Annotated in this window: 14 protein-coding genes; 10 read left to right on the forward strand and 4 right to left on the reverse strand. The window is 42.3% G+C overall.

Annotated elements, in window-relative coordinates:
- Positions 1–109 precede the first annotated feature (109 nt).
- From hrcA to IGI96_RS15500, 9 genes are all read left to right on the forward strand, one after another.
- Entirely contained in the window at positions 110–1,153 is a 1,044-nt protein-coding gene (gene hrcA / locus IGI96_RS15460; RefSeq protein ID WP_005225934.1) for a heat-inducible transcriptional repressor HrcA, read from the forward strand.
- Positions 1,154–1,191: 38 nt separating this feature from the next.
- The gene (grpE, locus tag IGI96_RS15465; protein WP_005225935.1) at positions 1,192–1,779 is read left to right on the forward strand and encodes a nucleotide exchange factor GrpE; all 588 of its coding nucleotides are present in this window, start codon (positions 1,192–1,194) and stop codon (positions 1,777–1,779) included.
- A 52-nt stretch (positions 1,780–1,831) separates the two neighbouring features.
- Positions 1,832–3,661: a molecular chaperone DnaK gene (dnaK, locus tag IGI96_RS15470; RefSeq protein WP_005225936.1), complete on the forward strand. Its 1,830-nt coding sequence runs from the start codon at positions 1,832–1,834 to the stop codon at positions 3,659–3,661.
- A 126-nt stretch (positions 3,662–3,787) separates the two neighbouring features.
- On the forward strand, positions 3,788–4,957 hold the full coding sequence (gene dnaJ / locus IGI96_RS15475; RefSeq protein WP_005225937.1) for a molecular chaperone DnaJ: 1,170 nt from the start codon (positions 3,788–3,790) through the stop codon (positions 4,955–4,957).
- Positions 4,958–5,144: 187 nt separating this feature from the next.
- Complete coding sequence (locus IGI96_RS15480; protein ID WP_034857973.1) at positions 5,145–6,245, forward strand: glycerol dehydrogenase; 1,101 nt, start codon at positions 5,145–5,147, stop codon at positions 6,243–6,245.
- 409 nt (positions 6,246–6,654) lie between these two features.
- Positions 6,655–7,620: a PLP-dependent cysteine synthase family protein gene (locus IGI96_RS15485; RefSeq protein ID WP_086338283.1), complete on the forward strand. Its 966-nt coding sequence runs from the start codon at positions 6,655–6,657 to the stop codon at positions 7,618–7,620.
- The gene (locus IGI96_RS15490) at positions 7,610–8,755 is read left to right on the forward strand and encodes a cystathionine gamma-synthase (protein WP_074934015.1); all 1,146 of its coding nucleotides are present in this window, start codon (positions 7,610–7,612) and stop codon (positions 8,753–8,755) included. The genes IGI96_RS15485 and IGI96_RS15490 overlap by 11 nt, the downstream gene beginning before the upstream one ends.
- Positions 8,756–8,757: 2 nt before the next feature.
- Positions 8,758–9,402, forward strand: a complete 645-nt coding sequence (locus IGI96_RS15495) for a class I SAM-dependent methyltransferase (RefSeq protein WP_086338282.1) — start codon at positions 8,758–8,760, stop codon at positions 9,400–9,402.
- 12 nt (positions 9,403–9,414) lie between these two features.
- Complete coding sequence (locus IGI96_RS15500; RefSeq protein ID WP_438785331.1) at positions 9,415–9,870, forward strand: S-ribosylhomocysteine lyase; 456 nt, start codon at positions 9,415–9,417, stop codon at positions 9,868–9,870.
- Between the two features lie 95 nt (positions 9,871–9,965).
- On the opposite strand, the gene IGI96_RS15505 is transcribed toward IGI96_RS15500, so the two are convergent.
- Both IGI96_RS15505 and IGI96_RS15510 read right to left on the reverse strand, forming a co-directional pair.
- Positions 9,966–10,721, reverse strand: coding sequence for a Tat pathway signal sequence domain protein (locus IGI96_RS15505; RefSeq protein ID WP_074934012.1), 756 nt, complete (start codon positions 10,719–10,721; stop codon positions 9,966–9,968).
- Positions 10,722–10,826: 105 nt separating this feature from the next.
- Positions 10,827–11,366 carry an outer membrane protein assembly factor BamE gene (locus IGI96_RS15510; RefSeq protein WP_142967263.1) on the reverse strand — a complete coding sequence of 180 codons (540 nt, stop codon included), beginning with the start codon at positions 11,364–11,366 and terminating at the stop codon, positions 10,827–10,829.
- A 388-nt stretch (positions 11,367–11,754) separates the two neighbouring features.
- On the opposite strand from IGI96_RS15510, the gene IGI96_RS15515 reads away from it, so the two are divergent.
- A complete protein-coding gene (locus tag IGI96_RS15515) occupies positions 11,755–11,994 on the forward strand; it encodes a hypothetical protein (protein WP_142967264.1) in 240 nt (79 codons plus the stop codon).
- A gap of 48 nt (positions 11,995–12,042) precedes the next feature.
- Here the strand turns inward: IGI96_RS15515 and IGI96_RS15520 are convergent, their stop codons facing one another.
- Positions 12,043–12,780, reverse strand: coding sequence for an amino acid ABC transporter ATP-binding protein (locus IGI96_RS15520; protein ID WP_438785332.1), 738 nt, complete (start codon positions 12,778–12,780; stop codon positions 12,043–12,045).
- 1 nt (position 12,781) lies between these two features.
- Complete coding sequence (locus tag IGI96_RS15525; protein WP_010748161.1) at positions 12,782–14,935, reverse strand: amino acid ABC transporter substrate-binding protein/permease; 2,154 nt, start codon at positions 14,933–14,935, stop codon at positions 12,782–12,784.
- Positions 14,936–14,998: the final 63 nt, after the last annotated feature.

Consider the following 14,998-nt stretch of genomic DNA (forward strand, 5'->3'; position numbering starts at 1 on the left):
AAGAGTGCTAAAAAAGTGATGCAAATACTTGACATTCCTAGCAAATATGGTATATTTATAATCGTGTTAGCACTTAATAGGAATGAGTGCTAACGGAGGAGTGGATAAAATGTTGACACCTAGACAACAAATGATTTTACACCTCATCATCCAAAACTATACGAATACTGGTCAGCCCACGGGCTCGAAGCGATTGATGGAAGATGGGGTTGAAGCTAGCTCTGCCACCATTCGTAATGAGATGAAGGCGCTGGAAGAAGCTGGACTTCTGCTAAAAACACATTCATCTTCAGGGCGTGTGCCATCAATAAAAGGGTATCGCTATTACGTTGATCACTTATTGAAGCCATCTGAAGTTGACCAAAACGAAATTCAAACCATTCGTCATTCTTTTGGAAAAGATTTTCATGAAATCAATGAAATCATCCAGCAGTCTGCCACGATCTTGTCCAACTTGACTAGCTATACAGCGTTGTCTCTCGGACCAGATATGAAGGAAAGGAAATTGACGGGCTTTCGAATCGTCCCTTTGAATGCACGACAGATCATCGCGATCATCGTGACGGATAAAGGAAATGTCGAAAATCAAGTCTTTACTCTTCCTGAATCGATGAGCAGCGAAGATTTGGAAAAAATGGTAAGGATCATCAACGACAAATTGATCGGTGAACCTCTAATGACGGTCTACCATCGATTAAGAACCGAGATTCCTATGATTCTGCATAAGTATTTTCAAACGACTGACGGAATCGTTGATCTCTTTGATACGATGCTGAGCCATATTTTTGAAGAAAAAATCTTCGTCGGCGGGCGAATGAATCTTCTGGATTTTGAACCGACGCAAGATGTTAGTCAGTTCAAATCGATGTATTCATTTATGAAAAACGCAGATCAGCTGACACAGCTGCTGGCGCCAAGAGATTCTGCGATTCAAATCAGAATCGGCTCTGAGCTTGGCAACGACTTGTTACAAAATATGAGTTTGATCCAAGCCAGCTATGAAATCGAAGGTCATGGACAAGGAACGATCGCTTTATTAGGTCCATCAAGTATGCCGTATTCACGGATGTTTGGATTGATGGAAGTTTTTCGAGGCGAGTTAGCAAAAAAATTGGCCGATTATTATCGCGCATTAGACGCTGCCAATGAATAAGCGGCAATGAAACAAATCGTAGAAGGGATGGTTGAAACGTGACGGAAAAAGAAGAGCGTTTAGATGAAGAATTAGATAAAACTGCTGAAGAAACCGCAGAAACAACTGAATCTTCAAATGAATCAACTGAAACTGAAGCACAGACTCCTCAACCAGAGGAAGAAGCAGTGGAAAAAAGCGAATTGGAACTTTTGCAAGAAAAGAATAACGAATTGGAAGATCAATTCCTGCGTGCTCGTGCAGAGATCGCAAATATCACTTCACGTAACCGCAACGAGCGGGAACTTTTACAAAAATACCGCTCGCAAGATCTTGGCAAAAAACTGTTGCCAGCAATCGACAATTTGGAACGAGCGATGGCAGCAGATGTCGATCAAGACCAAGCTGCGAATTTGAAAAAAGGCGTTGAAATGGTTCTTGAAAGTCTGCGTCAAGCCTTAAAAGAAGAGGGAATCGAAGAGATTCCTGCTGAAGGTGCAATGTTCGATCCGAACTTGCATCAAGCGGTGCAGACTGTACCTGCCTCTGATGAAACACCGGCAGACACAATCGTTACTGTCTTGCAAAAAGGGTATAAATTGCATGATCGTGTCTTGCGTGCAAGCATGGTCATCGTTGCACAATAGTTCTTTCTATCTATAAGTAGATGTTTAAATTAAAAAAGGGAGTGTATTACTTATGAGTAAAATTATCGGTATCGACTTAGGAACAACAAACTCAGCTGTTGCTGTCCTTGAAGGCGGCGAAGCAAAAATCATTACGAATCCAGAAGGAAACCGTACCACACCTTCTGTTGTCTCATTCAAAAACGGTGAGATCCAAGTAGGGGAAGTTGCAAAACGCCAAGCAGTAACAAACCCGAATACGATTTCTTCTATTAAACGCCATATGGGTGAAGCTGGATACAAAGTAGAAGTTGAAGGCAAATCCTATACACCACAAGAAGTTTCCGCAATGGTTCTTCAATACATCAAAGGATTTGCTGAAGACTATTTAGGTGAAAAAGTTGAAAAAGCAGTCATTACTGTTCCTGCATACTTCAACGATGCACAACGTCAAGCAACCAAAGATGCTGGTAAAATTGCCGGTCTTGAAGTAGAACGGATCGTCAACGAACCAACTGCTGCAGCTTTAGCTTATGGGTTAGACAAAACAGATAAAGATGAAAAAATCCTAGTCTTTGACTTAGGTGGCGGTACTTTCGACGTATCGATCCTTGAATTAGGGGATGGCGTCTTTGACGTATTATCAACTGCTGGGGACAACAACCTAGGTGGGGATGACTTTGATAACAAAATCATCGATCACATGGTAGCAGAATTCAAAAAAGAAAACGGCATTGATCTTGGAAAAGACAAAATGGCCTTGCAACGTTTGAAAGATGCTGCTGAAAAAGCGAAAAAAGACTTGTCAGGTGTAACAAGTACTCAAATCAGCTTGCCATTTATCACAGCTGGTGATGCTGGACCATTGCACTTGGAAATGACCTTGACTCGTGCGAAATTCGATGAATTGACCGCAGACCTAGTCGAACGGACAAAAATTCCAGTACGCCAAGCTTTGAAAGATGCTGGCTTATCACAATCAGAAATCGATGAAGTCATCTTAGTTGGTGGTTCAACACGTATTCCAGCAGTAGTTGATGCTGTTCGTAAAGAAACCAATAAAGAACCAAACAAATCAGTAAACCCAGATGAAGTGGTAGCGATGGGTGCTGCGATCCAAGGTGGCGTGATCACAGGTGATGTGAAAGATGTCGTCTTACTAGACGTTACACCATTATCATTAGGTATCGAAACAATGGGTGCCGTCTTCACAAAACTGATCGATCGTAACACAACGATCCCTACAAGTAAATCACAAGTCTTCTCAACTGCAGCAGACAATCAACCAGCCGTTGATATCCATGTCTTGCAAGGAGAACGCCCAATGGCAGCTGACAACAAAACATTAGGTAGATTCCAATTGACGGATATTCCACCAGCACCTCGTGGCATTCCTCAAATCGAAGTAACATTTGATATCGATAAAAATGGGATCGTCAATGTTTCTGCAAAAGATTTAGGTACACAAAAAGAACAAAAAATCACGATCAAATCATCTTCAGGTTTATCAGATGAAGAAATCGAACGCATGGTAAAAGATGCTGAAGCAAACGCTGAAGCCGACAAACAACGCAAAGAAGAAGTTGATCTACGCAATGACGTCGATGCTTTGTTGTTCACTGTTGATAAAACATTGAAAGAGCTTGAAGGCAAAGTGGATGCAGACGAAGTCAAAAAAGCGGAAGAAGCTCGTGATGAGTTGAAAGCTGCACTTGAAGCAAACAACTTAGAAGAAATGAAAACGAAACGTGATGCTTTGAATGAAATCGTACAAAACTTAACTGTTAAATTATACGAACAAGCAGCACAACAACAAGCACAAGAAAATCCAGAAGCTGCACAAGGCGGCGCAGACGATGTGGTTGACGCCGACTTTGAAGAAGTAGACGGTGACGATAAATAATCGCTGTTTGTGAAAAAGCCAAAGTCACCGCTTTGGCTTTTTCTTATGAATTTGCGAAACGTATTTTTCTAGAGCGAATTATATGCTAAAATACGAGAGACGCAAGAATATAGTGGAGGGAAGCCAATGGCAGACAAAAGAGATTATTATGAGGTCTTAGGTCTACAAAAAGGGGCTTCGGATGACGAAATCAAAAAAGCTTATCGTAAGCTTTCAAAACAATATCATCCAGACATCAATAAAGAACCTGATGCAGAAGCAAAGTTTAAAGAGATTTCTGAGGCCTATGAAATATTAAGTGATTCCCAAAAAAGAGCTGCTTATGACCAGTATGGTCATGCTGGTACCGATCCGAACTACGGAGGCGGTTATGGCGGTGGATTCGGCGGCTTTAACAGTGGCGGATTCTCCGGTGGCGGTTTTGGTGGATTTGAAGACATTTTCGAATCGTTTTTCGGTGGTGGAGGCGGCAGAGCAGCCAATCCTAATGCACCTCGACAAGGAGCGGACTTGCAATATGCGGTTGATCTTTCCTTTGAAGAAGCGATTTTCGGAGTGGAAAAAACTGTTCAATACAATCGTGAAGAAACCTGTCATACCTGCGGTGGGAACGGGGCAAAACCAGGTACTTCACCAGAAACCTGTCATAAATGTCATGGTGCAGGTACCATCAATGTTGAACGTCAAACACCGCTTGGTCGTGTGATGAGCCGTCAAACCTGTGATGTTTGTCATGGAACTGGGAAAGAAATCAAAGAACCATGTACAACATGTCATGGTACTGGCCATGAAAAGAAAAAACACAGTGTGAAAGTCAACGTACCTGCAGGTGTCGAAGATGGACAACAAATGCGCTTGTCTGGTCAAGGAGAAGCTGGCACCAATGGTGGTCCTTATGGTGATCTGTACGTTGTTTTCCGAGTGGAAGAAAGTGATATTTTTGACCGTGATGGGTCGGAAATTTATTACGAACTGCCGTTAAACTTTGTCCAAGCTGCTTTAGGCGACGAAGTCAATGTACCAACGGTTCATGGGAATGTGAAATTAAAAATTCCAGCTGGTACGCAAACAGGCACAAACTTCCGCTTACGCGGTAAGGGAGCCCCTCGCTTACGGGGAGGCGGCAATGGCGATCAACAGGTCAAAGTGAAGCTGATTACACCTAAAAACTTAAATGAGGAACAAAAAGAGGCATTGCGGGCTTATGCAAAAGCCAGTGGCCATGAAACGAACGAACAACAACCAGAAGGATTTTTTGATAAAATGAAAGATGCTTTTGGTGGGAAAAAGAAATAACCATGAAAAAATCCAACTCATGCCCTTATAAAACCATCCGTTTTATAAGGGCATGAGTGTTTGTATGGCTATAAATGTGCAGTATGGGCAAGAATCGAATCTTCTTGGCCATCTTTTTTTCTTTTCCTTTGAAATCGCTTGCTTAGTGTGTCACAATAAAAGTAGACCAATTAAAGGAGGAGATACAATGGAAAGAATATTTGCGAGTCCGTCACGATACGTTCAAGGAAAAGGGGTCTTGAAGCATGGGTTATCCCATATCAAAGATTTAGGAAAGAAAGTGCTTCTTTTGACCGATGAAACTGTTTGGAAAATTGCCGGTGAAGAACTATTTGAGAATCTGAAAGCAGCCGAGTTAGAACCGGTAAAAGAAATTTTTGGTGGAGAAGCTTCTGCAAATGAAATCGATCGTATCGTCTCTAAAGCTAAAAGTGAATCAATCGAAGTGATTGCCGCATTAGGTGGTGGGAAAGCCATCGATACTGGGAAAGCTGTTGCGGATGAATTGAAAATACCGATTGCTGTTTTGCCAACGATTGCCTCCACTGATGCACCAACTTCGGCACTTTCTGTTATTTATACTGATGAAGGTCGTTTTGAAAAGTATCGTTTTTATAACAAAAATCCTGAACTTGTCTTAGTGGATACCGCTGTGATTGCCAAAGCGCCTGCCAAATTGCTAGCCGCTGGTATTGCGGATGCACTCGCAACCTATGTCGAGGCACGTGCTGTTGCTCGAAGCCATAGTAAAAATATGGTCGGCGGGGTGCAACCAATTGCCAGCATGGCGATCGCTGAAAAATGCGAAGAGATCCTTTTTGAGAATGCCTTAAAAGCCTATCAAGCGAATAAAAAACAAGTCGTTACCGAAGCTTTTGAACAAATCGTGGAAGCCAACACTTTGCTTAGTGGATTAGGCTTTGAAAGTGCAGGTCTGGCAGCAGCTCATGCGATTCATAATGGCTTGACAGCCCTTGAAGGAGACGTTCATGATCTGACCCATGGTGAGAAGGTTGCTTACGGAACACTCACTCAATTGATGCTGGAAAATGCAGATCCTGAAGAGCTCGACCAATATATAGAATTGTATCAGGCATTAGAATTACCGACGACATTATCCGACATGCATCTTGCGGAAGCCAGCGATGCAGACCTATTAAAAATTGGCGAGCAAGCAACCATCGAAGGGGAAACGATCCACAATATGCCATTTCCGGTTTCTGCAGAAGATGTTGCAGCAGCGATCAAAGCCGTGGATGCCTATGTGAGTGCTTACTATCCTCTATGATGTTATTTTATTAAAGATCATCAATGTGTGCTCGGTGATTTCAAAAAACGTTTGACAATAAAAAAGAGTCGTGCTATTTTGATAACAAGCAAATTAAAGGAGGGAACAAGACATGACAAACGTCAACACACAAACTACCTGTTGTTGTTGTATGGTGCAAAAAGCAGCATACCGATTTGTCATGCCTATTATTAGTTCCTTTGTCGCAGAAGATCGCTGAAGTTTCTTCAGTGATTCACTTCTATCCGGATAAGACGACATTTTTTTGGGGTACTGATGTAATAGTCAGTACCCCTTTTTGTTTGCTGTTTTTTACCGCTTTCATTGGCGACGGCTGATGATTGCAAATGAAAATGAGTACATGAAGCATACGAGTTGTGCCAAACAAAGTTGAGCGAGGAGTCGAGCGATGATCGTTAATAATATAAAAGCATTGATTGGGCACACCCCATTCTTTGAATTTGATGCCGCAGCATTTGGCGGCAAAAAGGGAAGTACCATCTATGCGAAACTTGAGTATTTAAATCCTGGTGGAAGTATCAAGGACCGCTTAGGAAAGTATTTGATCGATGAAGCGTTTCGCGAGCATATGATCGATCATGAGACAACCGTTATCGAACCGACAGCGGGAAATACTGGAATTGGTTTAGCTTTAGCTGGAATCGAGTATGGCTTAAAAATGATTTTTGTCATTCCTGAAAAATTTAGCCTTGAAAAGCAGCAACTGATTGAAGCGTTGGGCGGGACCATCGTTCATACGCCCACTGAAGCAGGCATTCAAGGGGCGATTGAAAAAGCAAAGGAAATAGCAAAACAGCTACCAAATAGTTATATGCCAATGCAATTTCACAATCAAAACAATCCTGCAGCCTACCAAGCAACCTTAGGCCCAGAGATCTTTCAGGAGTTATCTGGAAAAATTGACAGCTTTGTTGCTGGAGCTGGCAGCGGGGGGACCTTCGCGGGTGTCGCAACATACTTAAAGAAGCAAAAATCAAGCACTCGACTTGCTGTCGTTGAACCAGAAGGATCGATATTAAATGGCGGGCCTGCCCATGGACATGAGATTGAAGGGATCGGTGTTGAGTTCATTCCACAATTTTTTGACGATTTGCTTATTGATCAAATTTATACGATCAGTGATGCGGAAGGCTTTGCTTTTACTCGTTACTTGGCAAGAAACTATGGTTTGCTTGTTGGAAGTTCAAGTGGAGCGGCGATGGCAGCAGCAGTAAAAGAAAGCCTCGAATTACCAACTGGAAGCTCGATCGTTACCGTCTTTCCAGATGGAGGCGATCGCTATCTATCAAAACAGATTTATGCGGGTGAATCAGCAATCACCCCATTCATAGGAGGAGTAAACCATGCATTTTAATACAAAAGTAATCCACGGCGGTATCAGCGAAGACGAAATGACTGGTGCGGTTAGTGTGCCAATTTACCAAACATCAACCTATCGGCAAAATGCTCTTGGTCAGCCAAAGCAATATGAATACAGTCGTTCAGGCAATCCAACTCGATTTGCCTTAGAAGAATTGATTGCGGATCTGGAAGAAGGCGCCCAAGGGTTTGCTTTTGCCTCTGGATTAGCAGCCACCCATGCGGTCTTCTCGCTGTTTCAGACTGGAGATCATGTCATTTTAGGGGATGATGTATATGGCGGGACGTTTCGTTTGCTCCATCAAGTATTAGAAAAAAGCGGATTGTCTTATACACTTGTCAAAACAAATGAGCTAGCTGCCGTTGAAGCAGCCATCCTTCCAGAAACCAAAGCGATCTTTCTGGAAACGCCGACTAATCCATTATTGAAGATCACGGACATCGCAATCGTTGCCCAACTAGCTAAAAAACAGGACATTTTGACGATCGTGGATAATACCTTTGCGACCCCTTACTTTCAAAAGCCGCTACAATTAGGCGCAGATATTGTGATTCACAGTGCTACCAAGTATCTCGGTGGACACAGTGATGTAGTAGCTGGGTTAGCGGTTGCCAAAGAGCCAAAAATCGCCGAAAGAATTGCTTTTTTACAAAACGCCATTGGTGGTGTATTGGGGCCTCATGATAGCTGGTTGATTCAACGAAGCATCAAAACTCTTGCTTTGCGGATGGAAGCACATCAAAACAACGCGATGAAAATTGCTCACTACTTACAAGCACATCCAGCTGTCGCAAACGTGTATTATCCAGGATTGATTGCCCATGAAGGACATGAGATCGCCAAATCACAGATGTCTGGGTATAGCGGTATGATATCTTTTGAACTAAACGATGAATCGAAAACAGCAGAATTTGTTGAATCATTAAAGATTTTTACTTTAGCAGAAAGCTTAGGTGGCGTGGAAAGCTTGGTAGAAGTGCCAGCCGTGATGACCCATGCCTCGATCCCTAAAGAAATTCGTGAGCAATCTGGGATCAAAGATGGCTTGATTCGGTTGTCTCTCGGCATCGAAGACGGTGAGGATCTGCAGGCAGATTTAGAACAAGCGTTTGAAAAGGCAGGTAGCTAGTGATGGGGAGAGAGTTTATTCCAATTTTTTCTGACTGGGCAGCTGAGTACGATGAAACAGTTGCAGGTAAGGATGAAGAATATCGAGCGGTTTTTTTCAAATATGAACAGTTACTCGCTGAAATAGCTGAAAAAGCAGGGCAGTCTGTGGTAGAATTTGGTAGTGGAACTGGAAATCTAACACAAGCTCTGCTTGATCAAGGAAAAAACGTGCTGGCAATCGAGCCATCGCCAGAGATGCGGCGAATCGCCAAGTCAAAACCCAGTCTTTCTAAAGTGACTTTTGTAGATGGTGATATGGAGGTTTTTCCTGAGATCACGGATGTGATTGATACGATCGTTTCTACCTATGTTTTTCATCATCTTACGGAGGACGAAAAACAACGGGCAATCGGCAAATATGCTGCGATGCTGCCCAAAGGCGGGAAAGTGCTTTTCGGGGATACGATGTTTCTTTCTCTAGCCCACAAAATGGAACGAATCGATGAAGCACGGCAAGCTGGTTACCAGCGACTAGCCGCTGATCTGCAAAGAGAGTACTATCCAGTCACAGCGGATATCGAACGGTACTTTCGTCAGCATGGGTTTACCAGTCGTTTTAAGCAGATCAATGAGTATGTTTGGCTTGTGGAAGCACTAAAAGAGTAGGAGAGAAGTACAATGAAAATGAATGTTGAAAGCTTTAATTTGGATCATACGAAAGTCAAAGCACCTTATGTACGGGTTGCCGATAAAAAACAAGGAACGAATGATACCATCATCAAATATGATGTCCGTTTGAAGCAGCCGAACCAAGCGCATATAGATATGGCAAGTCTGCACTCGCTAGAACATTTGACGGCAGAATTGATTCGTAATCATGCGGATTATATCGTGGACTGGTCACCAATGGGCTGCCAAACCGGCTTTTATTTGACTGTCTTGAATCACGACGATTATGAAGAGATTTTGACCGTCCTAGAAAAAACCATGAAGGACGTTTTGCAAGCAACTGAAGTACCTGCCAGCAATGAAGTGCAATGCGGTTGGGCGGCGAACCATACCTTAGAGGGTGCGCAAAAATTAGCGCAAGAATTTCTTGATGAACGTGACAATTGGTCGACCGTTTTTGCCTAAATAAAAATAGAAGTAGAAAAAAGGTGCCTGCGTTTGGATTCGCAGACGCCTTTTTTGTTAAACCCGCAAAGAGACGGGGGTTCGATAGTTTTTGTTTATGGTTCTACTGCTTGGACAGTGATGCCGACTCCGTTTGGATTATAGGTTTGACTAATGTAAAACTCAAATCCTTCATGAACAAAGAAAAGTCTCCGAATGGCGCTAACGTCTCTGATGTGAGCATCTAAACCATACTGTTCGATCAATGTCTCTTTGATCTCCTCAATATCATCCTCTTTCCCGAATTGTGAGAAATCAATACCGAAAAATTCTGGGACATCAACCAATGTGATTCTAGATAAATGTTCATTTCCCGCGTTATCGGAGTCAAAATCAAAGCTGATTTTGGACAGTTTGTCCCTTGAACCTAAAGGAACTCTTTTTGTCTCGAGAGCGCTGCTGTCAGCCATCGTTGATAACAAATCAATGGCTGAATCAGGTAAACGAGTGGTTACTTTTCTTACTTCATCAACCATTGCTCCTTGATCGGGAGAAAAAACTTTTCTAGTCTCTTCCGTGACGATCACATTTTCGCGGCGCCGCTTTCGGTTAATGGCACTGCGCTCTTGGTTTACCCGATCACTACGTTTGATGAGATCGAGGCCAAGATCGCTGATGGATTCAGGGGAAGGTCTTTCTTCCAGTAAAGCAGTTAAGTAATCGATCTCTAAAAACTGCTCGTAGGCAGCTGCTGGTTGATTTTCGCTGTAGAAGAGGACAGCTCCGAGTAAAAAACAACTAATGCCCAAACAAAGCAAAAGACTTCTTCTGCGATGCTCCCGGATTTTTTTCTGAGGACGATTCAGTTTCATTTTATCCTTCAACTCCTAAGTTTTTTAGACGACTTATGATAATAGAGGTGTTTGAATTTCATCACGCATTTTGCCAATCTTAGTTACGAGAGATCGCTTAATGGATTACTCAATTTCTGTTTCAGAAAACTGATCATGCCAGGTAACGCCAGTAACGGTTCGGTTGGAAAGGGTAACGATGATCGCTTCGCCCTCTTGATTGATCCAGGCATTGGATTCCACGCCTAGAATCGCTAGTCGCCAAGAAGGCAGTCCACCCATGATCTCTAATACTTGATCGCAGGACATTCCTTCTTGCAATTGGTGGAGCAAATCTTTGGTGACGGTTCTATTCCAACGTCGTGGCAATCCAATCTGCAATTGCTCGCAATAGGTGAAGTGAGAGGTGGATTCTTCGGTACTTACTGACTGTTGATCAAGGCTGTCAGAAGAGCTGCTTATGTCAATTGTAGTAGACGTTGATTGCTTTTCAGTAGAGGAAGAGCTGCTAGCTTCCGAATCCATTGACAATGATTGAGACGTCACCGCTGTTTCTAATGAAGAACTGCTTTGTCGCGTTTCATCCAGGAGTTCGTCAATCAGGGTACAGCCTGTGAGTGATAAGGAAAGGAAAATCAGTAAGGGAAAGAAATAGATGGTTTTCATACGATGCATGCCTCCAAAGTAATTTTCTGCATTTTTCTTTTGTTGTTATTTTAAGGTTGGTTTTTTATAAGAAGGGTTCTGACCGATGGTTAAACAAAAGAATCAATGTATTTATACAGCTTATGCAGTTATGGAGGGAGTGTTGTTTAATAAGTGTAACATGCCACTCCTGATCTGACTACTCGATTTCAAATTGCATTTCATAGTTTTAATAAAATTTAGTCTCTATTCCTGATGATTATGAAATTCACGTGATATACTATAGTCAACTACAAGATAAAAAAATACGGCTTCAGTGGCAAAGGGCATTTGACGCAAACAGATCGTTGGGAATGTTTTCGAGCATTTGAATGTGGCATTGTTTTAATAGAAAAGAGAGGAAGAGGGAATGAAGATCTTAAGGGACTGGCAAGCAAAACATCAAGCGAAAAAAGAAGTAAAAAAACAGGCATTACGGTTAAAAAATGCCAAGCTTCGTGCAGCGGGGAAAGAGCCGTTGAAGGGCTGGGGGAAAATGGTTGATACTGGCATCGGCGGGGCGAACAAAGCAAACCCCATCGATACAAAAGTGTTTTTGGGGGAAAATCAAAAGCGGATCGCAGATGAAACGAAACGGAACAAACAATAAAGAAAACCTCTGCAACAGTTCCTTCGTCGGACTGATGCAGAGGTTTTTTTAAATATTCAATACTTTGTCTAAGAAGTCTTTGGTACGCTCATGCTTAGGATTGGTAAAGATTTGCTCAGGGGTACCGTCTTCCAAGAAGTTCCCGCCGTCAATAAACATCACACGGTTTGCTACTTCTTTGGCAAACCCCATCTCGTGAGTAACGATCACCATGGTCATTCCTTGTTTTGCCAAACCCTTCATAACATTTAGTACATCGCCAACCATTTCTGGATCGAGTGCGGAGGTTGGTTCATCGAACAACATCACATCGGGATTCATTGCTAAAGCTCTAGCGATCGCCACCCGTTGTTTTTGTCCTCCAGACAGATTGTCAGGGTACATGTCTTTTTTATCTGCCAAACCGACCGTTTCTAATAAACGAATTGCGTTCTTTTCCGCTTCTTGCCGAGAAGCATTTTTTAGATCCATCGGTGCTAAAATGATATTTTCTAAAACCGACAAGTGAGGGAAGAGATTGAAATGCTGAAACACCATGCCGATATGTTGACGAACAGCATTGATATTGGTGTTTTTATCCATCAGATGTGCGCCGTCAACGATAATATCGCCGCTGGTTGGTTCTTCTAAGCGGTTCAAACAGCGTAAGAACGTCGATTTCCCAGATCCTGAAGGACCGATCACACAAACGACTTCTCCTTCAGCGATTGAAACATTGATATTGTTCAATACGGTATTGTCGCCGTATTTTTTTACAAGATTTTCAACTAAGATTTTTTCTTTCATGCTATTTCACCTTCTTTTCTAAAACTTTTGCAAGTTTCGTTAAAGCTGTGATCACGACTAAGTAAATAATCGCGATGATCAAGTAAACATAGGTACTTTGCGTAGTCCGAGCAACGATGATTTTCCCAGTTTGCAATAATTCTACGACTCCGATAACCGAGATGATCGTTGTATCTTTCAACGAGATAACGAATTGGTTAACGAAAGATGGAATCATGATTTTGATCGCTTGCGGTAAAATGATTTTCTGCATTGTCCGAGTGTAGGTCATCCCCAAACTACGAGAGGCTTCCATCTGACCTTTTGGCACCGCATTGATCCCGCCACGGACGATCTCAGCGATATAGGCACTGGCATTTAAAGTCAATGTAATGACCCCGGCTGCAAAGTCGGGAATCGTGATACCAATGGCATCGGAAAGTCCGAAGAAGATGAAGAAAGCCAATACCATCATAGGAATACCACGAATGATATCAACATAGATCCCTGCAAAAACCCGCAATGCTTTGATTGGAGCAACACTAAATAGTCCAAAAATGATGCCGATCACTAATGCTAAGGCAAAAGAAATCAATGCTAGTAAAAGGGTATTCCATAAACCTTTTAATAAGACGTTATAGTTGTTGCTGATCAAACCAGTGATCGTTGATTCATCCACTCGTTTTTCTGTGGCAGAGCCATCTTCAATGTATTTATTGATGATTTGATCGTACTCGCCAGTCCGTTTCATTTCTTTCAATGCTTCATTGAACATTTGGATCAGTTCAGGATTTTGGCCTTTTTTCACCGCAAAACCGTACTGACCGCCAGATTCTTTTTCAATCGGTGTCACTAGTTTTTGACCTTGGCTGATGGCATAACCGATCACTGGATAATCATCCATCATGGCATCGATTTGTCCGCCGTTAACAGCTGCATATAATTGATCGGCTGCATCATAATATTTGATCGAATAGCCATATTTTTCTTCGTTGGCGATCAAGAAGTCTGCACTTTCTGTTCCCACTTTCGCACCAACGGTTTTTCCATCTAAATCTTCATAGGAATTGATGGAATCATTGCCTTCTTTTACAGCGATCTGAATGCCGCTTTCAAAGTAAGAGTCAGAGAAGTCATAGGATTGACGACGCTCATCAGTGATCGTCATCCCAGCGATCATCCCATCTGCTTGGTTACCATCCAAGGCTTGCAAAGCTCCTGAAAAACCGATGAAATTGAATTCAATGTTGAACCCTTGCAATTCTGCCGCCCGATTCATTAAATCCACATCGATCCCTACATACTCATTGTCTTCATTTTGGAATTCAAATGGAGCGAAGGCGGAGTCACTGGCAATTCGGTAAACATCTTTCTTTGGTTCGACTTTCACCATTTCACTGGTGTCTGCATCTGAATCAGACGTTGTGATGTAAGTATTGACGATTTCGTCGTATTTGCCAGAAGCTTTCATGTTGGCTAAACCAGCATTGAATTTTTCAAGTAGTTCTTGATTTTGGCCTTTTCTGACAGCGAATCCGTAAGAAGCACCTTTTTCAGGTTCGCCGACAAGTTTCATCGGTTCGCCGTTGTTGATGGCATAGCCAAGCACTGGATAATCATCAAAAGCGGCTGCCACAGTACCATTGCGTACAGCGCCATACAACCCAGTAGCGTCATCATAAAGTTTGATGTCGTAGCCATATTGGTCTTTATTTTCTTCTAAAAAGCGGGCACTTTCGGTACCAACCTTTGCACCGACCGTTTCGCCCTCAAGATCTTCGTAGCTAGTAATGCTGTCATTGTCCGCAGCTACCGCCATTTGAATCCCACTATCAAAATAAGGATCTGAGAAATCAAACGTTTCTTTACGTTCATCAGTGATGCTCATCCCAGCAATCATGCCATCTAACTGATTTGATTGCACGCCTTGAATGGAGGCGTCAAAACCTAAAGGACGTAAATCAACTGCAAAACCTTGATCTTCAGCGATCGCGTTTAATAAATCTATATCGATCCCAACGTATTCATTATTTTCATTTTGGAATTCGAAAGGAGCAAATGTTAAATCTGTTCCTATCTTATACGTAGTTTCCTCCGCACTTGCTGACTTTACTGATAGCGTAAAAATGCTGATAATCAGCGCGATTAAAGCGAAGGACATGTGTTTTCTTTTCAAGAAAATTCCCCCTTTAGATATAACGTATTTATAGATTATATGGATTTTTTCTTCAACACACAA

This window comes from Enterococcus sp. DIV0421 (assembly GCF_051713745.1).
In the GTDB taxonomy this organism is placed as follows: Bacteria; Bacillota; Bacilli; order Lactobacillales; family Enterococcaceae; genus Enterococcus_D; species Enterococcus_D casseliflavus.